This is a genomic window from Uliginosibacterium sp. H1, from assembly GCF_036017065.1.
GTDB lineage: Bacteria > Pseudomonadota > Gammaproteobacteria > Burkholderiales > Rhodocyclaceae > Uliginosibacterium.
The window spans coordinates 50,795-70,861 of the sequence record NZ_JAYXHR010000001.1 but is presented as its reverse complement, the minus strand read 5'-3'; the positions used below and the strand labels follow the sequence as shown (position 1 = coordinate 70,861).

Annotated in this window: 15 protein-coding genes and 1 pseudogene; 8 read left to right on the top strand and 8 right to left on the bottom strand. The window is 66.8% G+C overall.

The features are described from left to right. Nucleotides 1-17: 17 nt before the first annotated feature. From VVD47_RS00290 to VVD47_RS00275, 4 genes and pseudogenes are all read left to right on the top strand, one after another. Entirely contained in the window at nucleotides 18-641 is a 624-nt protein-coding gene (locus VVD47_RS00290; protein ID WP_327601398.1) for a hypothetical protein, read from the top strand. An 81-nt stretch (nucleotides 642-722) separates the two neighbouring features. Continuing rightward, nucleotides 723-1,733, top strand: a complete 1,011-nt coding sequence (locus tag VVD47_RS00285; protein WP_327601397.1) for a quinone-dependent dihydroorotate dehydrogenase — start codon at nucleotides 723-725, stop codon at nucleotides 1,731-1,733. 70 nt (nucleotides 1,734-1,803) lie between these two features. Continuing rightward, nucleotides 1,804-2,607, top strand: a pseudogene (gene rsxB / locus VVD47_RS00280) (electron transport complex subunit RsxB); the annotation flags it as partial. Between the two features lie 87 nt (nucleotides 2,608-2,694). Beyond that, nucleotides 2,695-3,657 (top strand): Gfo/Idh/MocA family protein, encoded by a 963-nt coding sequence (locus VVD47_RS00275; RefSeq protein ID WP_327601396.1) that lies wholly within the window; start codon nucleotides 2,695-2,697, stop codon nucleotides 3,655-3,657. Nucleotides 3,658-3,728: 71 nt separating this feature from the next. On the opposite strand, the gene VVD47_RS00270 is transcribed toward VVD47_RS00275, so the two are convergent. Further along, entirely contained in the window at nucleotides 3,729-5,534 is a 1,806-nt protein-coding gene (locus VVD47_RS00270) for a glycoside hydrolase family 15 protein (protein WP_327601395.1), read from the bottom strand. Between the two features lie 162 nt (nucleotides 5,535-5,696). Between VVD47_RS00270 and VVD47_RS00265 the strand changes: the two genes are divergently transcribed. The 4 genes from VVD47_RS00265 (at nucleotide 5,697) to VVD47_RS00250 (ending at nucleotide 11,069) form a co-directional block, all read left to right on the top strand. Further along, entirely contained in the window at nucleotides 5,697-7,931 is a 2,235-nt protein-coding gene (locus tag VVD47_RS00265) for an alpha,alpha-trehalose-phosphate synthase (UDP-forming) (RefSeq protein ID WP_327601394.1), read from the top strand. Beyond that, nucleotides 7,928-8,692 (top strand): trehalose-phosphatase, encoded by a 765-nt coding sequence (otsB, locus tag VVD47_RS00260; RefSeq protein WP_327601393.1) that lies wholly within the window; start codon nucleotides 7,928-7,930, stop codon nucleotides 8,690-8,692. Before VVD47_RS00265 ends, otsB begins: the two co-directional genes overlap by 4 nt. Before the next feature lie 36 nt (nucleotides 8,693-8,728). Then, complete coding sequence (locus tag VVD47_RS00255) at nucleotides 8,729-9,832, top strand: mechanosensitive ion channel family protein (RefSeq protein WP_327601392.1); 1,104 nt, start codon at nucleotides 8,729-8,731, stop codon at nucleotides 9,830-9,832. 82 nt (nucleotides 9,833-9,914) lie between these two features. After that, nucleotides 9,915-11,069 carry a GGDEF domain-containing protein gene (locus VVD47_RS00250; RefSeq protein ID WP_327603158.1) on the top strand — a complete coding sequence of 385 codons (1,155 nt, stop codon included), beginning with the start codon at nucleotides 9,915-9,917 and terminating at the stop codon, nucleotides 11,067-11,069. Nucleotides 11,070-11,171: 102 nt separating this feature from the next. Here VVD47_RS00250 and parC read toward each other — a convergent pair whose 3' ends face one another. The 7 genes from parC to VVD47_RS00215 all read right to left on the bottom strand — a co-directional run bounded on the left by parC (nucleotide 11,172) and on the right by VVD47_RS00215 (nucleotide 20,035). Then, entirely contained in the window at nucleotides 11,172-13,565 is a 2,394-nt protein-coding gene (gene parC / locus VVD47_RS00245) for a DNA topoisomerase IV subunit A (protein ID WP_327601391.1), read from the bottom strand. Between the two features lie 361 nt (nucleotides 13,566-13,926). Beyond that, complete coding sequence (gene modC / locus VVD47_RS00240) at nucleotides 13,927-15,015, bottom strand: molybdenum ABC transporter ATP-binding protein (RefSeq protein ID WP_327601390.1); 1,089 nt, start codon at nucleotides 15,013-15,015, stop codon at nucleotides 13,927-13,929. Beyond that, complete coding sequence (gene modB / locus VVD47_RS00235) at nucleotides 15,005-15,676, bottom strand: molybdate ABC transporter permease subunit (RefSeq protein WP_327601389.1); 672 nt, start codon at nucleotides 15,674-15,676, stop codon at nucleotides 15,005-15,007. Before modB ends, modC begins: the two co-directional genes overlap by 11 nt. A gap of 33 nt (nucleotides 15,677-15,709) precedes the next feature. Continuing rightward, nucleotides 15,710-16,462, bottom strand: coding sequence for a molybdate ABC transporter substrate-binding protein (gene modA, locus VVD47_RS00230; protein ID WP_327601388.1), 753 nt, complete (start codon nucleotides 16,460-16,462; stop codon nucleotides 15,710-15,712). Between the two features lie 13 nt (nucleotides 16,463-16,475). Beyond that, on the bottom strand, nucleotides 16,476-17,297 hold the full coding sequence (locus VVD47_RS00225; protein ID WP_327601387.1) for a TOBE domain-containing protein: 822 nt from the start codon (nucleotides 17,295-17,297) through the stop codon (nucleotides 16,476-16,478). A 236-nt stretch (nucleotides 17,298-17,533) separates the two neighbouring features. Next, a complete protein-coding gene (locus VVD47_RS00220; RefSeq protein WP_327601386.1) occupies nucleotides 17,534-19,096 on the bottom strand; it encodes a GDSL-type esterase/lipase family protein in 1,563 nt (520 codons plus the stop codon). Between the two features lie 129 nt (nucleotides 19,097-19,225). Next, nucleotides 19,226-20,035 (bottom strand): AraC family transcriptional regulator, encoded by an 810-nt coding sequence (locus VVD47_RS00215; RefSeq protein ID WP_327601385.1) that lies wholly within the window; start codon nucleotides 20,033-20,035, stop codon nucleotides 19,226-19,228. Nucleotides 20,036-20,067 lie beyond the last annotated feature (32 nt).

The window sequence follows — 20,067 nt, the reverse complement described above, 5'->3', positions numbered from 1 at the left end:
TTGCCCAGGAGCTTTACATGACGCTGAAAACAACCGCCCTCGCCCTTGCCATGACCGCCGTGCTGGCCGCCTGCGCCAGCTCCGGTTCGAACACCCAATCGGCATCCAGCACGCCGGCACCTGCCCCGTCGTCGACGTCCAGCGCGTCATCCTCCAGTTCTTCGGCCAGCACCGCCCCGGCGGCCAAGCCGGCTGCCAGCACCGCGTCCACCGGCACGGCCAGCAGCACTGCCGCCGCCCCGGCTGCGGCAACGACCAGCCCGGATTCGGGACGCCGTGGCATCAACCGCTTCCCGCTGCAGGACGTGCTCACTGGACCGGACGCCAGCAAGTTCAACGGCGTCAAGCTCTACTTCGGAAACCAGAAGACGCCGGTGGTCGCGCAGAAATTCGGCGAGGACCGCACCAGCGTGCGTACCAACTCGGTCAACAAGACGGCCAAGCATGCTTGCGGGATCGCCCTCGCGAGCGCGCTGATCCGCTTCCAGGACGCAGCCCGCCGCAAGGGCGCCGACGCGGTGGTGAACATCCGCAGCAACTACGACAACATCGAGTTCTCCAGCCCGACCGAGTTCGAGTGCGCCGAAGGCGCACTGATGGCTGGCGTCGCCCTCAAGGGTGATTTCGTCAAGCTGAAGTAAGCAGCACCGCAGCACGGCCGGGCCGCCCACGATGGAGGTGGGCACCCGGAAGCAGGGGGCAAAGACGGTAGAATCGCGGCCATGCTCTATGACCTCGCCCGCCCCCTGCTCTTCGCGCTGAGCCCGGACTCCGCGCACGAACTCTCCATCTGGACCCTCAAGCATTTCGCAGGCTGGATGCCCGCGGCGCAGCCGCTGGAAGCCCAGCCCGTCGAAGTGATGGGCATACGATTCCCCAACCGCGTCGGCCTCGCCGCCGGACTGGACAAGAACGGGGAAGCCATCGACGCCCTGGCGAGCTTCGGCTTCGGCCATATCGAGGTCGGCAGCGTCACGCCGCGCGGCCAGCCCGGCAACCCCAAGCCGCGCATCTTCCGCATCCCGCAGAGCGAAGCCATCATCAACCGCATGGGCTTCAACAACCACGGGGTGGACAACCTGGTGTCGCACATCCGCACCGCCCGCTTCAAGGGCGTGCTGGGCGTGAACATCGGCAAGAACCTGGATACGCCGATCGAGCGTGCGGTAGACGACTACCTGATCTGCCTGGACAAGGTGTACGCCCACGCCAGCTATGTCACCGTCAATATCTCCAGCCCGAACACCAAGAACCTGCGCCAGTTGCAGGGTGAGTCGGAACTCGACGGCCTGCTCGGCCAGTTGAAGGCCCGCCAGCAGCAACTGAGCGACCAGCACGGGCGCTATGTGCCACTGACATTGAAGATCGCGCCGGATCTCGACGATGCGCAGATCACCAACATCGCCGACGCGCTGCGTCGCCATCGCATCGACGGTGTGATCGCCACCAACACCACGCTGTCGCGCGAGGCCGTGAGCGGCCAGCCGAATGCCGACGAGACGGGCGGCCTGTCCGGCGGCCCGCTGCGCCACGCCTCCACCGCGGTCATCGCCAAACTGGCCAAGGCACTGGCCGGCGAGTTGCCGATCATCGGCGTCGGCGGCATCACCGAGGGCCAGCACGCACGCGAGAAGCTGGAGGCCGGCGCCAGCCTGGTACAGCTCTACACCGGCTTCATCTACCACGGACCCTCGCTGGTCCGTGACGCCGTGACGGCAACGCGCGACTTCTGAGACGCAGGAACACCGCGTGGTCGCGCCGCACTCCGCACCCTTTCCCGGCCCCGCGCCGGATCGTCAGCGGCTGATCGCACGCATCGACAGCCTGCTGCCGCAGACGCAGTGCGGCAAGTGCAACCATTCCGGGTGCCGCCCGTATGCCACGGCCATCGTCGACGGCGAGGCCGACATCAACCAGTGCCCACCCGGCGGCGACGCCGGCATCCGCAAGCTCGCCAGCCTGCTGGGACGTGAAGTCCGGCCGCTGAACCCGGCCAACGGCGAGCATCGGCGCAAGGCGGTCGCGCTCATCGACGAGCGTGTCTGCATCGGCTGCACGCTGTGCATCCAGGCCTGTCCGGTGGACGCCATCATGGGTGCCACCAAGCAGATGCACACCGTGATCGTGCGGGACTGCACCGGTTGCGAACTGTGCGTTGCCCCCTGCCCGGTCGACTGCATCAGCATGGAACCGGCCGCTGCCTGGAAACCCACCACGCCGCCCGTCCTGCAGTGGCGCACGCCGCAACAGCCGCTCCGCGTGGCCGACAGCTACCGGGCCCGCTTCGAAGCGCGCAACGTCCGCCTGGAGCGGGAGCGCCGCGAGAAGGCCGAGCGCCTGGCGATGCGCCAGCGCACACAGACGGCGCCCGCCGCGGGCACATCGCCGGCCGCGGCACCGTCGCCCGGCGTCGATGACGCGGAGGCGCGCAAGAAGGCACTGATCGCTGCCGCCATGGAGCGTGCCAGGGCCCAGCGCGCCGCCGTGCAGCCCGCCAACACCAGCGGCCTCACCACCGCCCAGCAACGGCAGGTCGACGAAGCAGAACGTCGCCGCGCCGACGCGGCCCAACGCAATGCCGCGTCCGGCGACGGCCCGCAACGCTGACTCCCGGGGCCGCTACGCCTGCGCCCGCCACCGCTTGCCACCGTTTCCCATCGTATTCCTGCAGCACGCAACACGAGAGGTTCCACCATGACGACATCCACCATCCGCTGGGGCGTGCTGGGTTACGCCCGCATCGCACGCATGAGCTTCCTGCCGGCGCTCGCCCGTAGCGGCAATGCACGCCTCCAGGCCATTGCCACCCGTGGCAGCGACAAGCTCGACGCCATCCGCCAGGAGACCGGCTGCGGCAATGTGCACGCCAGCTACGAAGCGCTGATCGCCGACCCCGACGTGGATGCCATCTACATCCCGCTGCCCAACTCCATGCACAAGCCATGGACGCTGAAGGCGCTGGCAGCCGGCAAGCATGTGCTGTGCGAGAAGCCGCTGGGACTGGACGCTGCGGAGGCGCGCGAGATGGCGGATGCCGCACGGGCCGCGCAGCGCCTGCTGATGGAAGCCTTCATGTATCGCTACACGGAGCGCAGCCGCAAGCTGAAGGAGATCATCGACAGCGGCGTGCTGGGCAGCATCCGTCACGTCAATGCGCAATTCCGTTTCTTCCTCGACCGGCCGAACACCATCAAGGTGCAGCCTGAACTGGGCGGCGGCGCGCTGTACGACGTGGGTTGCTACCCGATCAACCTGCTGGGCCTGATCACCGGACGCACGCCCATCGCCGTGCATGCGGAGGCAGAGTTCGACAACGGCGTCGACGTGAATCTGTCCGCCCTGTTCCGCTACGAGGATGGCCTGCTGGCCACCATCCATACCGGCTTCAATGCCTTCGGCCGCCAGGGGGCGGAGATCATTGGCACGCAGGGCGTCCTGGAGGTGCCGGACCCCTTCCTGGATTTCCGCGGCCACCTCAGCCTGCATACCAGGGAAGGCACGCGGCTGATCCCGGTGGTCGAATCGGACCGCTACCGTGGCGAGGTGGAAGACTTCTCCGCTGCGATCCTCGAAGGCCGTCAGCCCCTGTTCGGACTGGACGAGACCATCCGCAACGCCGAAGTGCTGGACCGGGTGGCGCAGGCGCTCAAACGCTGAGACCTGGCACGGGGCGCCGACAGGCGTCCGGCCTTGGGAGCCGACGCCTTTCCGTCGGCTCCCCGGTTACTTCAATACGCTTCGTCCCAGGGCCGCGACAGGCGCAACGCGCAGTTCACCAGCCCGACCATGCTGTAGGTCTGCACGAAGTTGCCCCACTGCTCGCGGCTGACCGGGTCGATGTCCTCGGCCAGCAGCCCGAGCTTGCTGCAGCACTTCAGCAGCTTGTCGAAGCTGGCATGCGCTTCCTCCTTGCGGCCCAGTGCGTCCAGCGCATAGACGTACCAGAAGGTGCACACCAGGAAGGCGTTCTCCGGATGCCCGAAGTCGTCCCGCTCGACATAGCGGTAGATGAAGTCGCCATGTTTCAGCTCGGCTTCGATGGCTTCCACGGTACCGGCGAAGCGCGGGTCGTCCGCCTTCAGGAAACCGAACTCGTGCATCAGCAGCAGGCTGGCGTCCAGCACGTCGCCGCCCCAGAAGGCCACGAAGGCGCCTCGTCCTTCATCCCAGGCCTTCCCGCAGATCTCGGCGTGGATGCGGTCGGCATGCGTCCGCCAGAACGTTGCCGGCTCCTGGAGCTCCAGCTTGACCGCGATGCGTGCCAGCCGGTCCGCTGCCGCCCAGCACATGATGCTGGAATAGGTATGCACGCGCTTTGAGCCGCGCAGCTCCCAGATGCCCGCATCCGGCTGGTTGTAGGTGGCCAGGGCGTGGTGGCCAAGCGGCTCCAGCTGGCGGAAAAGACTCTCGTCGCCACGGTGGCGCAGGCGCGCGTCGAAGAACATGTGGGTCGCCGCCAGCACTGCCGATCCATACACGTCATGCTGGATCTGCTCGTAGGCCTGGTTGCCGACCCGCACCGGCCCCATGCCGCGGTACCCCGCCAGCGCAGTCGCCTGCCCCTCGTACAGTGCGCTGTGGCCGCTGATGCCGTACACCGGCTGCAGCACCCCGCCCTCCGCCGCCGCCACGACGTTGAGGATGAAGTTGATGTAGTTCTCCATCGTCGTCGTGGCGCCGAGCCGGTTCAAGGCGTTAACCACGAAGTAGGCGTCACGCAGCCAGCAGTAACGATAGTCCCAGTTGCGGCCCGAGCCGGGATGCTCCGGCACCGAGGTGGTCATCGCCGCCACTACCGCGCCGGTGTCGTCGAAGGCGTTGAGCTTGAGCGTGATCGCGGCGCGCATCACCTCGTCCTGCCAGTCCACCGGCACGAAGATCGTGCGCACCCAGTCCTTCCAGTAGGCCACGGTCTCGTCCATGAAGCGGCGGCCGATGTCTTCCACGCTCCCCTGCACCGTCTCGTCCGGCCCGAAGATCAGGGTGGCCGTGTCATGCAGGTAGGTGTATCGCTCCTCCACCAGTGCATTGATGGAAGTGTTGGTGGTGAGGCGCACCACCATCTGCGGGCCGACGTAACGCACGTGATGGCTACCCACGGTCACCTCGGGGTCGAGCTCGCCATAGCTGAACAGCGGCCGCACGCGGAAGGCCACGCGCGGATTGCCGCTCACGCGCCGCACGCGGCGCACCAGCATCATCGGGTGGAACATGCGCCCGTTCATCTTGAAACGCGGCGCGAAGTCGGTGATCTCGATACACGCGTCGTGGGCGTCGTACAGCCGCGTCACCAGCACGGCGGTATGCGATATGTACTCCTGCTCGGCGCGCGTGAAGTCCGCCAGCAGCACGGAACAGGCACCGCGGCCGTCGCCGTCTTCGCCGCTTCCACCCACGGGTGACAACAGGCTGCAGAACACGGGGTCGCCGTCGAAGCGTGGCAGGCATGCCCACACGATGCTGCCGTTGCCGTCTACGAGTGCGCTGATCGCGCTGTTGCCGATAAGGCCGTTTTCAAGCGATGCCGTTTGCATGCGTTCACCTTTCTTCTTGTCGCAACACACTGATTTTCGGTCTAAAACTTAATTCGATGGAACTGTCGCTGCTGCGCAACATCGAATTTTTGATCTGTCCGCATGCCGGCAGATCAAAGGCCTCCCAACAATAACCACAGCCTGTCGGAGCATTCCTACACAATGAAATCACTCCGTCTCCAGCTGCGCTTCCTGCTACCGCTGGTTCTCCTCTTGGTCATCGCCGCGTATGTCACGGTTCCACTCGTCGACAAGCTCACGCTGCGCTGGTTTCTCCGCGATCTGGACGTGCGCTCCCAGCTCATCGCGGAGAACATGACAAATACCATCGTAGAGACTCCCGAAGTCCCCAGCCAGCGGCAGCTGCAATCGGAATTCAACCGCGCGATCCGCGACGAACGGATCTTCGCCATCGGCCTGTGCAATGCCGACAGCAAGCTGACCGCCAGCACCGCCGCCTTTCCGCCGCGCCTGGACTGCACGCAGGCGAGGGAAGCCGCGGCGCAGTCACCGGCGATCGTCACCCTGCCGCGTGGCGACGTGCACGTCACCGTGGTGCCCTTGACGCTGCCCAACCTGAAGGACGGCCGTCTCGTCGTCTTGCACGATCTGAGCTACATCCACCTGCGCAGCGCCGACACCCGGCGCTACCTGATCATGCTGTTCGTGGCGCTGGGCTGCGGCATGGCGCTGATCACGGTGCTGGTGGCCCACATCAGCTGGCGTGGCTGGGTGGCCGGCACCAAGGCGCTGTTGCGCGGCGAAGGCCTGCTCGAACCGTTCCGCCCGCCGCCCGAACTGCAGGTGGTGGCGACCGACCTGCGCGAGATGCTGCGCGAGATGGACGAGGAGCGACGATCGCGCATGCATGCCGAGGACTGGACGCCGGAGCGCCTGCGCCAGCTTCTGAACACCGACATGCGTGGCGAACAGGTCATCGTCGTGTCCAACCGCGAGCCCTACATCCACTTCAAGCGTGAGCAAGGCCTGGAGGTGCAGCGCCCCGCGAGCGGTCTGGTCACCGCCATCGAGCCGGTGATGCGCGCCTGTTCCGGCACCTGGATCGCACACGGCAGTGGCAGCGGCGACCGCGAGTCCGTCGACCACAACGACCGCGTCATGGTGCCGCCGGACGACCCCTCCTACAGCCTGCGCCGTGTCTGGCTGACCGAGGAGGAGGAACAGGGCTACTACTTCGGCTTTGCCAACGAGGGCATGTGGCCCCTGTGTCACCTCGCCCACGTACGGCCTGTGTTCCGCCTGTCCGACTGGGAGCACTACAAGGCGATCAACCAGCGCTTCGCCGACGCAGTGGTGAAGGAAGCCCGCACCGACGACCCCATCGTGCTGGTGCAGGACTACCACTTCGCATTGCTGCCCGACCTGCTCCGCGCCCGCCTGCCCAATGCCACGATCATCACCTTCTGGCACATCCCCTGGCCGAATCCGGAATCCTTCGGGGTCTGCCCCTGGCACGAGGAAATCCTCAAGGGCCTGCTGGGCAGTTCCATCCTCGGCTTCCACACCCGCCAGCACAGCCGCAACTTCCTGGAGTCGGTGGACCGCTTCCTGGAAGCCCGCATCCGCATGGAGGAGTCGACCGTCTCCTTCGCCAACGACCTGACCCAGGTGAATGCCTATCCGATCTCCATCCACTGGCCGACCCTGGAGGAGAGCGCCCGGTGGCCGTCGGTGCAGGACTGCCGCAGTGGCCTGCGCGAGATGCTCGGTGTCGCGGACGATCACCTCGTGGCGGTGGGGATCGACCGCTTCGATTACACCAAGGGCATCATCGAGCGCTTCCACGCGGTCGACCGCCTGCTGCAGAAGCACTCCGAGCTGAAGCGCCGCTTCACCTTCGTGCAGTTCGCCGCGCCCACGCGCAGTTCGCTGGACGAGTACCAGCTCTTCGTGCAGCAGGTGCACACGCTGACCGACCGTATCAACGCGCGCCACGGTGACAGCAGCTGGCAACCGATCCGCCTGATCGCGGAACACCAGGACAGCGACGAAGTGACGCGCCACTACCGTGGCACCGACTGCTGCGTGGTGACCAGCCTGCACGACGGCATGAACCTCGTGGCCAAGGAATTCGTGGCAGCCCGCGACGACGGCTACGGCACGCTGGTGCTGAGCCAGTTTGCCGGCGCGGCACGCGAGCTCAACACCGCGCTGATCGTCAATCCCTACGACGTCGAGGAGACGGCCGATGCGCTGTATCGCGGGCTCACCATGAGCCGCGCCGAACAGGCCGAGCGCATGCGCAGCCTGCGCACCATGGTGCGCGAGGACAACGTGTACCGCTGGGCCGCCCACATGCTGCTGGACGCAGCCCGCCTGCGCCGCGCGGAGCGCGTCAGCGCACGCATCGTGTCGCGGGAGGCGCGTGCGGCATGAGCCACCTGTTTTCCCCGGAGGGCGATCACGCCCTCGACGAGATCGTCACCCGCAAGCCGCTTCTCGCGCTGGACTTCGACGGCACCCTGGCTCCCATCGTGCCGCTGCCGGAAAACGCACGGACGCCACTGCCCATCTCACGCGTGTTGGCGCGCCTGGCCGAGCTGATGCCGGTCGCCATCGTCACCGGCCGCGCCATCGCCGATGTCACCGAACGACTGGGGTTCTCGCCGCACTACATCGTCGGCAACCATGGCGCCGAAGGCTTGCCTGACAGTACCGTCTCCGGCGCCACGCAGGCCGTTGGCCGCTGGCGCCGCGCGCTGAACCAGGACTTCGCGCCCGTGCTGGACGCGGCGGGCGTGCTGGTGGAAGACAAGGGACACTCCTTCTCCCTGCACTACCGGCTGGCACGCGACCGTGTCAGCGCGCTCGATGCCATCCAGGCCACCGTGTCGGCCCTGGAGCCCACGCCGCGGGTCATCGACGGCAAGTTCGTCATCAACCTGCTGCCGGAAGGCGCCCCGGACAAGTACCGTGCCGCAGTGGAGTTGATGCGGGTCGCCGAATGTGACACCGTCATCTTCGCCGGCGACGACATCACGGACGACGTGGTCTTCGAACAAGCCCCCGCGAGCTGGCTCACGATCCGCGTCGAGGCCCGCGACCACCACCGCGCCCGCTTCCACCTGAATCACCAGAACGAAGTCGCCATCTTCCTGCAACGTCTGTTGAAGAGCATCGAGCGACACCGCCTGTAGAACATCACGCCCCCAAGGCCCTCCGGAGAGCATCGAATGAAGGCACTGCTGTACATCCGCGATCACAACTCGCTTGAACAGGTCATCCTCGCGCTGTGCGTGGCGGCAGCGGCGTTCGCCGCCCTTCTCTTCGTCCGCCGCATGCTCAGTTCCCGCCTGCATGCGCGGGCTGCGCAGAGCATCGCGATCTGGGATGACGTGCTGGCCGAGGTGGTCGACTCCACCAAGCTGCCCTTCCTGCTGTGGATCTCCGTGCTGGCCGGCCTGACGCAGATCGAGCTGCCGCCCTCAGTCGAAACCCTGCCGTACAAGGCCATGATGGTGCTGCTGATCCTGCAGGCTGGCATCTGGGCCAGCCGCGGCGTGGGCACCTGGGTACGCAAGCGGCTGGAACGCAGTACCCAGGCCGGCGACGGCGAAGCCATCACCAACTTCGGCGTCATCGCCTTCATCACCCGGCTGATGATCTGGGTCATCGTGCTGTTGCTGCTGCTCGACAATCTGGGCGTCAACATCACGACACTGGTGGCCAGCCTGGGCATCGGCGGCGTGGCCGTGGCGCTGGCCCTGCAGAACATCCTGGGCGACCTGTTCGCCTCGCTGTCGATCGCCATCGACAAGCCCTTCGTGGTGGGCGACTTCATCATCGTCGACGATTACATGGGCACGGTGAAGCATGTCGGCCTCAAGACCACGCGCATCCAGAGCCTGTCGGGGGAAGAGCTGATCTTCTCCAACAACGACCTGCTGAAGAGCCGCATCCGCAACTACAAGCGCATGAACGAACGGCGGATCGTCTTCACCTTCGGCGTCACCTACGACACGCCGGCCGACCAGCTGGAAGCCCTGCCCGGCGAAGTGCGCGCCATCGTCGAGTCACAGGAAGGCACGCGCTTCGACCGCGCGCACTTCCGCGGCTTCGGCGCATCCAGTCTGGATTTCGAGGTCGTGTATTTCACGCTCGACCCGGACTTCAACAAGTACATGGACACCCAGCAGCGCATCAACCTCGCCCTGATCCGCCACCTGCAGAGCAAGGACATCGCGCTGGCCCTGCCGACGCAGACGCTGCGCGTCCTCGGCCACGCCGGCGCCCTGCAAGGCGAACGGCCACCGGCGCCGGAAGTGTCCTCCGGCTGAGCCCCCGCCCGGCCCGCTGCACCGCCCATTGGCGCAGCGGGTTCCGCCAACGCATCGTCATGAACGATAATCCGTGACGAGCATGAATGCGGACTTCTACCTCATCCTCCTGAGCGACTGCCTGCTGTCGGTCGTCCTGCTGGGCCTCTTCTGGTACGCAGCGCAGATCGCGCGTGGACTGCGGGGCATCGCGACCTGGGGCGCCGCGCATCTGGCCTACACGCTCGGCGCAGCGCTGCTGGACGGATCCGTGCAACTGGTTGGCAGCGGCCACCCGGTCGACATGTGGCTGCAGACGCTGATCCGCGCCGGCGGCCTGCTTGCCTGCGGCGGCATGGCGGGCCTGGCGCTGGCGGTGGTTCAGTTCGTCCAGCAACGCAGCCTCACGCGCGTCGAACTGGCGCTCGTCCCCGTTTGCCTGGCTTTCTCGCTGGTCGGCTGGCTGTGGAGCACGCCGGGCGCACAGGGCGCCGCCATGAGCGCGGCCGAAGTGCTGAGCCTCGTCCTCATCGTCTGGCACCTGCGCGAACTGAGCACGCGGCCCGACGTACTGCCCGCACGCCTGATGATGGTGGGCTGCGGCCTGCTGATGCTGCTCTACGGCCGCGATCTGCTGGCCGCCCTGTTCGGCACCTACCTGCCGAACGCCCCCTACGTGCAGGCCGACCTGTCCATCTGGTTCATGCTCAATTTCTGCATGCTGATGCTGACCAGCTTCCGCGTGGCGGAGAGTCTTCGCCAGAGCGCGCTGCTCGATCCGCTGACAGGCGCGCTCAACCGTCGCGGCCTCAACGCCGAGTTGCGCGAGCGCATGAGACGCCTGCACGAGAGCACCGGCATGGCGATCATCGCGCTCGACCTGGATCACTTCAAGTCGGTGAACGACACGCACGGCCACGGCATCGGCGACATCGTGCTGCAGCAGTTTTCCGACACGGTACGTGGCAGCATCCGCAGCGAAGACCTGTTCGCCCGGCTCGGCGGCGAGGAGTTCGTGATCGTCATGCCGGACTCGCGCCAGGGCTTCCCGCAGCGCCTCGCGGAACGCATCCGCGCGCAGATCGCCATGCTGGAATGCGTGCCCGGCGTGCCCTTGCGGGTCACGGTCAGCATCGGTGTGTGCCTGTCACCCCGCAAGGCAGAGTTGTCCTTGCTGATGCGTATCGCCGACGAGGCCCTGTACGACGCCAAGCATTTCGGCCGCAATCGCGTGGAAGTCCGCCACTACATGCCCTAGGGATGCCATCGGCGTACCGGGGCGCGGCACCCCAACGGAAAGAAAAAGGGCAGACCACGGTCTGCCCTTTCCTGTGTCGCATCCTGCGACGACCAGCGGGAATCAGGCGCCGGTCACACTCACAGGCTTGACCTTCGGTGCCAGCACGCCGCCCTTGCGGGCGCGCTTGCCACGGCAGGCATCCAGCGCCACGCCCTTGACCACCAGCTCGGTCTCCTTGCCGCCACGGCCGGCGCCGGACACCTTCACGGCGTCGGTAGGCGGGCAGCACACGCCGACCAGCTCTTCCTTCTCGTCCAGGCCCATGATGATCATGCCGCGACCGCGCGGCATCACCTTCAGCTCGGCACGCGGGAAGTACAGCAGGCGGCCGTTGCCGGACACGGCGGCAATCCACTGACCTTCGGCGCGGGCCGGTGCGAGCACCGTTTCCTTGTCCTCGATGGTCATGAAGGTCTTGCCGGCGCGGTTGCGGCCGACGAGCTCCGAAAGCCTGCTGATGAAACCGTAGCTGCCGCTGTTGGCGAACAGCCAGTCGCTGTCCGGATCGGTGCTCAGCGCCTGCGCGATGCGAGCGCCGCCCTGCAGTTCGATCAGTGTGGTGATCGGCACGCCGTCGCCGCGTCCACCCGGCAGGTCGGATACCCGGACGGAATATGCGCGACCCATCGTGTCGATCAGCACCAGCGGCCAGGCGGTGCGCGACTCGGCCACCAGGAAGGCACTGTCGCCGCTCTTGTAGCTGAGGCTCATCGGGTCGATGCCATGCCCCTGGCGCGCGCGTACCCAGCCGTTCTTCGACAGGATGACCGTCACCGGCTCGTCCAGCACCACGGCCTCCACCGCGGCGACCGGTGTCGCGGTCTCGATCAGCGTGCGGCGGTCGTCGCCGTGCTTCTTCGTATCCTCGGCAATTTCCTTGAGGATCAGCCTGGTCATCGCGTTGCGGTTCTCGAGCAGTTCCACCAGTCCCTTGCGCTCGTCGCGCAGCGTCGCCAGCTCCTTCTCGATGGCGATGTATTCCAGCTTGGCCAACTGGCGCAGGCGGATTTCCAGGATGTCTTCGGCCTGCGTCTCGGTGAGGCCGAAGCGCGCGATCAGCTCGGTCTTCGGCTCGTCGGCCTCGCGGATCACCTTGATGACTTCGTCGATGTGCAGCCAGGCGATCTGGCGGCCTTCCAGGATGTGGATGCGGCGGTCGACCTGCCCCAGGCGGTGGCGGGTGCGACGCTCCACGGTGTCGAAGCGGTAGCTGATCCATTCGCTGATCAGCGTACGCAGGCCCTTCTGCCCCGGCCGGCCGTCGCGGCCCACCACGGTGAGGTTCACCGACACCGAGGATTCGAGGCTGGTGTGTGCCAGCAGCACGCGCATCAGCTCGTCCGGCTCCTGCGTACGGGTCTTGGGCTCAAACACCAGGCGTACCGGCGCCTTGTCGGAGGACTCGTCACGGGCGGCGTCGAGCACGCCCAGCACCAGCGCCTTGTTGTTCTTCTCGTCCTGCGAGATTTCCTTTTTGCCGGCCTTCGGTTGCGGGTTGGTCACCGCTTCGATTTCCGACAACACCTTGGCGGCCGACACGCCGTGCGGCAGCTCGTCGATGATGACGCGCCAGGCGCCGCGTGCCAGTTGCTCGATGCGCCAGCGCGCACGCACGCGCAGGCTGCCGCGACCACCGTCGTAGGCTTCGCGGATCGCCGCGGCCGGCGAGATGATCTGCCCGCCGCCCGGAAAATCCGGGCCGGGCAACACGGCCATCACCTCGTCCAGCGAGGCGTCCGGCTTCTTGATCAGCAGCGTGGCGGCTGCGGCCACCTCGCGCAGGTTATGCGGGGGGCATTCCGTCGCCATGCCCACGGCGATGCCGGAGGCACCGTTGAGCAACAGCATCGGCAGGCGTGCCGGGAAGAGCTTCGGTTCTTCGAAGGCACCATCGTAGTTGGGCACGAAGTCCACCGTGCCCATGTCGATTTCCGACAGCAGCAGCTCGGCGATCGGCGTCAGGCGCATTTCGGTGTAGCGCATCGCCGCCGCACCGTCGCCGTCACGCGAGCCGAAGTTGCCCTGGCCATCGATCAGCGGATAGCGCAGCGAGAAATCCTGCGCCAGGCGCACCGCAGCGTCGTACACCGACTGGTCGCCGTGCGGGTGCAATTTACCGATGACGTCACCGACCACGCGGGCGCTCTTCACCGGCTTGGCGCCCGGCACCAGGCGCATCTCGTGCATCGCGTACAGGATGCGACGCTGCACCGGCTTCATGCCGTCCTCCACCTGCGGCAGCGCACGCCCGCGCACCACGCTCATCGCGTAGGCCAGATAGGCGCGCTCGGCGAAGGCGGCGATGGGCAGATGGTCGTCGGGCAGGTCCTGCAGGCTGGGGGGCGCCGGCGGCGCGGGTGGAGGCGCCTCGGTCACGGCGGCAACCGGCAGGCTTTGGTCTTCGAACAGGTCGGGACTGTCGGCGTCGGGCTCGCCGGGGAGTTCAGGATTCATTCGTGTCTGTGCAAGGCAGAGGAGCAATCAGAGGCGGCCGCGCAGAAGGATTGCAGCGCGCGGCCGAGGCGGATTCTCGCACGAGGCCGGGCCACGCGGGCAGTCAGCGCCCGTCAGGAATCCGTAAGGAGTTGTTGACGTTGTCAGACAACAGAGCCTATATTGCGGCTCATAGAGGCCTGAAAAACAAAGAAAATCTATTCTTTTGACCGATCTGACAACAAATTGATCAGACAACTTTGATTTCGGCGCTCGCCCGGATTCCGGCCCCACTGCCGGTCACGATGTAGTACCCAGTGGTAGTAGTTCGTAGTTTCTGTGTTGCCTCCTTTAAGCCCGGTGCCTTGGCACCGGGCTTTTTTCATGCGGCAAGGGCAACACTCTTCACCTGGGCGATGACCGCCATGCCCGGCGCCAGGCCGAGCTGGTCGCGGGAGCGGCGGGTGATCCGTGCCAGCAAGGGGGTGCCGCCCCCCGTCTCCAGGCTGAGCAAGACCCGGTCCGCCCCCTCCTCCTGCATGCGCAGCACGCGGGCGGGCAGCAGGTTGGCAATGCTGCTGTCGCCGGCCTGGCTCAGGGCGACGCTGACATCCCGCGCCAGCACGCGCGCCCGCACGGCGCCGCCCAGGGGCCTGTCCACACGCGACACCCACAGGTGACCGCCGGCGAAGTCCAGTCGTGTCAGGTGATAGGCCTCGTCATGCAGGCCCACCGCAGCCTCGATCAGCACGCCGTTCTCCTCGCCCAGCGGCAGTACGTCTCCCGCCTCGTTCAGCACGCGGGCGGTGGGGCCGCTGGCGACGACACGGCCGGCATCCAGCACCACGGTGTGATCGGCCAGCCGCGCCACTTCGTCGATGGCGTGGCTGACGTACAGCACCGGAATGGAGAGCTCCGCGTGCAGGCGCTGCAGGTAGGGCAGGATCGCCGCACGGCTGGCAAGATCCAGCGCGGACAGCGGCTCGTCCATCAGCAACAGGCGCGGGCTGGCCAGCAGGGCACGGCCGATCGCCACGCGCTGGCGCTCGCCGCCGGACAAGCCCTCCGGACGTCGATCGACCAGGGTCGACAGCCCCAGCCACTGGACGACCTGCGCCAGCTGCACGCGCCGTTCGGCCGCCGGCACGCGGCGCATGCCGTACTCGAGGTTGTCGCGCACCGACAGGTGGGGGAAAAGGCTGGCCTCCTGGAACACATAGCCCAGCGGGCGACGATGCGTCGGCAGGCAGATGCCCTGCGCGTCGTCCTGCCACACCTCGTCACCCACCTGCACATGGACCTGCTGCGCGGCCTGCAGGCCGGCCACCACGCGCAGGCAACTGGTCTTGCCGCTGCCTGAGCGGCCGAACAAGGCGGTGACGCCGCGTCCGGGAACGGTGAGGTCCAGCTTCATGGAGAACCCGGGATGCTGCAGGGCGAAGGCGATACGGACGCTGCCGTCAGAGGACACGGGTCTTCCCATTGAGGGCATGCAGGGCCAGCAGAACCAGGAAGGAGAACAGCACCATGCCGCCCGCCAGCCAGTGGGCCTGCGCATACTCCAGCGCTTCGACGTGATCGTAGATCGCCACCGAAAGCACGCGGGTGCGCTCCGGGATATTTCCGCCGATCATCAGGATGACGCCGAACTCACCCACCGTATGCGCGAAACCGAGGATGGCTGCGGTGATGAACCCCGGCCGTGCCAGCGGCAACACCACGGTGCGGAAGCGGTCCCATGGTCCTGCGCGCAAAGTCGCCGCCACCTCCAGAGGACGAGGGCCGATGGCCTCGAAGGCGTTGCGCAGCGGCTGCACGACGAAGGGCATGGAGTACAGCACCGAGGCCACGACCAGCCCCGCGAACGTGAACGGCAGCAGGCCGATGCCCAGCGCCTGCGTGGCCTGCCCCACCGCGCCCCTGGGGCCCATCAGCAACAGCAGGTAGAAGCCCAGCACCGTCGGCGGCAGCACCAGCGGCAAGGCCACCACCGCGCCCACCACGCTCTTCATCCGGGAAGGCGTATGTGCCAGCCACCATGCGATCGGCGTGCCGATCAGCAGCAACAGCAGCGTCGTCAGCCCGGCGAGCTTCAGCGTGAGGGTGATGGCGGAAACATCGGCGGGCGTCATGCGCGAGGCGTATCCAGCGGAATGCGTGAGCGCTCAGCGCTCGTATCCGAAGCTGTTGATGATCTTGCCAGCCGTGTCGCCACGCAGGTACTTCAGCAAGGCCAGCGCCGCGGGATTCTGCGCCGCCTTCTTCAGCAGCACGGCATCCTGCTTGATCGGCGCATGCATGCTGGCCGGCACGATCCATTGCGAGCCTTCGGCGGGTTTGCCGGGCACCTGCACCTGCGACAGCGCAACGAAACCCAGCTCGGCATTGCCGGTGGCGACGAACTGGAAGGTCTGCGCGATGTTCTCGCCCGTCACGAAGCGCGGTGTCAGCGTCTCCAGCAGGCCCAGCTTGCGCAAGGTGTCATAGGCGGCCGCGCCATACGGCGCGAGCTTCGGGTTCGCAACGGCAAGATGCTTGAAATCACCCTTCTTCAACACTTCACCGGCGGGGTCCACGACGCCGGCCTTGCTACTCCACAGGACCAGCCGGCCGATCGCATACGTGAAGCGACTGTCTGCCAGACCGTCGCCTTCCGCGGCCAGCTTGGCCGGCGTCTCGTCGTCGGCCGACAGCAGCACATCGAAGGGCGCGCCATTCTTGATCTGCGCATAGAACTTGCCGGTCGCACCCACCGACAGCACCGCCTTGTGCCCGGTGTCCTTCGCGAACTCCGCGGCAATCCGCTCCATCGGTGCGGCGAAGTTGGCCGCCACGGCGACCTGTACTTCCTCTGCGCTGGCGACCGTCGCAGTCAGCGCCACCACGCAGGCAAGCGCACCCATCGTCAACCTGTTCATTCCACGACCTCCCTCAATCCACTACGTTGAGAATCACGTTCGATGCGCTGAACAGCGCACAGAGCGGCAAACCTTCGGCAATGCCGAGCACGCGCTGGCTCTCGCGTGTCACCACGGCCACCACGCTCTTGCCCTGGCCGATGGCCAGCGTCACCTCGACATTCACCGGGCCTTCGACGACGCGGCTCACCGTGCCTTGCAGCCTGTTGCTCACACCCACGCGCGCATCGGCATCCGCCAGGAAGACCGACGAGGCCTTGACCAGCGCCACCACCGGCATGCCGATGACCAAGCCGAGGCGTTCGGCAGACTCGCGCGTGACGATGGCGATGAGCTCGCTGCGGTCGTCCAGGCGCAGCTGCACTTCGTATTCCACATCGCCGCCACGCAGGCCGACGACGGTGCAGGAGAACTGGTTGCGGGCGCTGGTGCGCAGGGCCATGCGGCGCAGCAGGCGCTGGAAGTCCTCCACGCCGCCCGCCTCCGGCCCCGTCAGCTCGGCGGACAGGCGGTCCAGCGCGGTCTGGTACTCCACTTCCACCGCGCGGTACAGCGCCACGATGCGACGGCCGTATTCGGTGAGCTGCGTACCGCCTCCCTGGCGGCCGCTGGAGACGCGTTCCACCAGCGGTTGGTCAGCAAGGTTGTTCATGGCATCCACGGCATCCCACGCGGCCTTGTAGGACAGCGGGACGTGCGGCGCCGCCTGCGAAATGGAGCCATGCTCGGCAATGGCCTCCAGCAGGCGGATGCGCGTGCCGCCAAGGAAGTTGCCAAGGTCGGTGGCGACCTCCAGGCGGCCTAGCAGCCGGGTCGACCGGGATTTGTCAGTCATGTCTACACAAAAACAGGATCGTCGGGATGGCGCCAGATCCACTCACACCATAGCCCTTGACGCAGAACCGCGAACTTACCATTTACTTCCGTATATTGAAAACGCTTGCAGCAGGTACAGGACGTACAGACGAAAAAATGCCCGCGCAAGCGCGGGCAAATCCGAGAGGCGGAGCCCCCACCTCTCGCAGCAGCAGTTACTGCCCGACTCGCCGCCGAGGCGGGCCGGGCAGGTCGTCAGTTGAGCAGAGCCTTCAGGGGGGCCAGGTCGGTGCGGGCACTCGCCTTCACTCCGTTCGCCACCAGCTCCCCGACCTTCTGCGCACCGGCGGTCTGGAAGTGGGTGTTGTCGGGCCTGGCAATATTTCCCGTGGTCGCCGGGGTGTAGTACGGATAGGTCGCTTCGGACACCGCCAGGTAGTAGCTGAGCGAATCCGTCGCAGGCGTCGTGAGCCCGCCGAAGAAGCTGATGCTCGCTGCATCCACGTCCACCACCGCGATGTTCTCCGCCGCCGCAAGGGCCAGCACGGCCGCGGAGTAGTCGCCGAAATACGCACCCTTGGTCGTCACGTGGGATGCCCTGAACGCGCCGCTGCTCGGGCGGCGTGTCACCGGCGTCAGCAGAATGGGCGTCGCACCCTTGGCGCGTGCCATGTCGGCGTACTTCTTCAGCGACTTGCGGAACGAGTACTCCTGGCCGGGCTTGCTGGCGGTCACCGCGTCGATGCCCGGCTCGGTACCCGGGTAAGTACACAGGTTGGCGATGTCGACCTCGTCGCGCGCGACCGCCGGCGTGCTGCCGCCGCACTTCTCGTCGTTGTGGCCGAACTGGATGAACAGGTAGTCGCCAGCCTTGATGTTGTCCTTCACCAGCTGGAACCAGCCCTCGTTGATGAAGCTGCGCGAGCTGCGGCCGGACTGCGCCAGATTGAGCACCTGGGCGTTCGCACCATTCTTGAGCTTCTCGTGGAAGCGCTGACCCCAACCCTCGCGCGGCGCCACCTTGCTCTCGTAGTTGCTGGCCGTCGAGTCGCCCACCACGTAGATGGTCGTACCCGCGAACGCCGAGTTCGGTGCCTCCCACTTGAGCGTATAGGTGGATGTCAGCGGCATGTAGCGCTGGTCGAACAGGTCCGTCGTGGTGTAGGTGCCGGTCGGCGAGTCATATCCACGGTTGCTGCGCAGCAGGTCCAGCACCTTGTCGAAGCTGTCGCCCACCACCATTTTCACGGCCACCGGATCCAGCGTGGCGGCATTGCCGATGCCCGCCGCCGTCAGGGCAGCCTGCACCAGCGCACGCGTGTCGTTGGTGGCGGTGGTGATCTGCGCCGCCGTGATGCCGGCCGTCTTGCCCTGCGCGATCAGCCCCGGCGCGCCCTTGAGCGCGTTGGCGGTGGCTACGTCCGACACGATACGGTCGGTCAGCTGATTGACGTTGGCATTCGTGCTGGCGCCGGTGGTCACCGCGCCGACGATGGACGTCAGCTCCAGCGTGTGGCTGTCGGTTTTCTGCGTCGCGACGATCAGCAACGGTGCCGTCAGGCCCCCCACGTCCACCGAGTAAGTGCCGTTGGCAGCAGCGGTCGCGCTGCGCGTGGCGCCGGTGGCGTCATACACCTTGATGGTGGCCCCCGCCATGGCCTTGCCCGTCGCGGCCACGCCGGTCAGGGTGGTGGCCGTCGGCGTGCTGGGCGCCGGGGCCGGAGCCGGGCTGTCGCTGCCGCCGCCGCAGGCAGCCAGAGCAAGCGTCGTGAGAACAGCCGCGACAGAACGTCGTAGCGTGAATGCTGTGTTGTACATCGTCTCCTCCAGGTTCTTTTTCGTTCGCGATCCGGTGCGTGCCGGATCGTCGGAGGGCGATGTTAGGAAGCGGGCCTACGGCCTGTCTTGACCGGAATTGCTTTTCTGCGCGGCGGGCGCGCACATCTTTCAGGAACGTACCGGCACGAACAGCTCGAAACTGCGCTCCTGCCGCGCAGGCAGGTAGGCGGCGTTGTTGAAACGTCGCAGCACCGGCGCATCGGCCACCCGGCGGCCGGTCTCGCGCTCGATGCGGTCGCGCAGGCTGGACAGCGGTGGCGCGTCATAGCCACCGTCCACCGTCAGTACGGCGTAGTCACCAGCCGGCAGGTACGCGAGGTCCAGGCCAGGTAGGCGGATGCCGAGCGGGTCGGACTGCAGGGCAGCCTGCAGTTCGACGTCATCGCACCAGCGCTCCCCCCCGCCGTCCAGATGCACTGACCACCCCTTGCGCCGCTCTCGCGGCAGGCCGGCCATCATCGCGCGGGCGCGCAGCTCCTCGAAGGGGCGAAGGGAGTCGTCCATCCGTCCGCGGAAGGCGATGTACTGGATGGCAATGGCGCCCATGCCGACAACGCGCAGGGGCAGGTCATCGACATGGCGCCGCGGCACACGTGACGGCGGCATGCCGTGCGCCGCACGGAAAGCCCGTGAGAAAGCCTCGGCCGAGGTGTAGCCGCAGTCCAGCGCAAGATCCAGCAGGCTGCCCTCGAATCCCCGCTCGATGCGGTTGCGGGCATCGAGCAGGCGCAGGCGGCGGACACGCGCCAGCGGCGTCTCGCCGGCATAGTCGGCAAAGACGCGCTCGAAATGGAAACGCGACATGTGCGCTACCTCTGCCAGTTCGTCCAGGCAAAGCGGCTCGTAGAGCCGGGCATCGATGTGGTTGGCCACCTGGCGCAGGCTGCCAAGGCGGCGCGAGAACTGGGCAAGGTTCATGGTGTGCGTGGCGGACTGCCGTCTCGGGGACG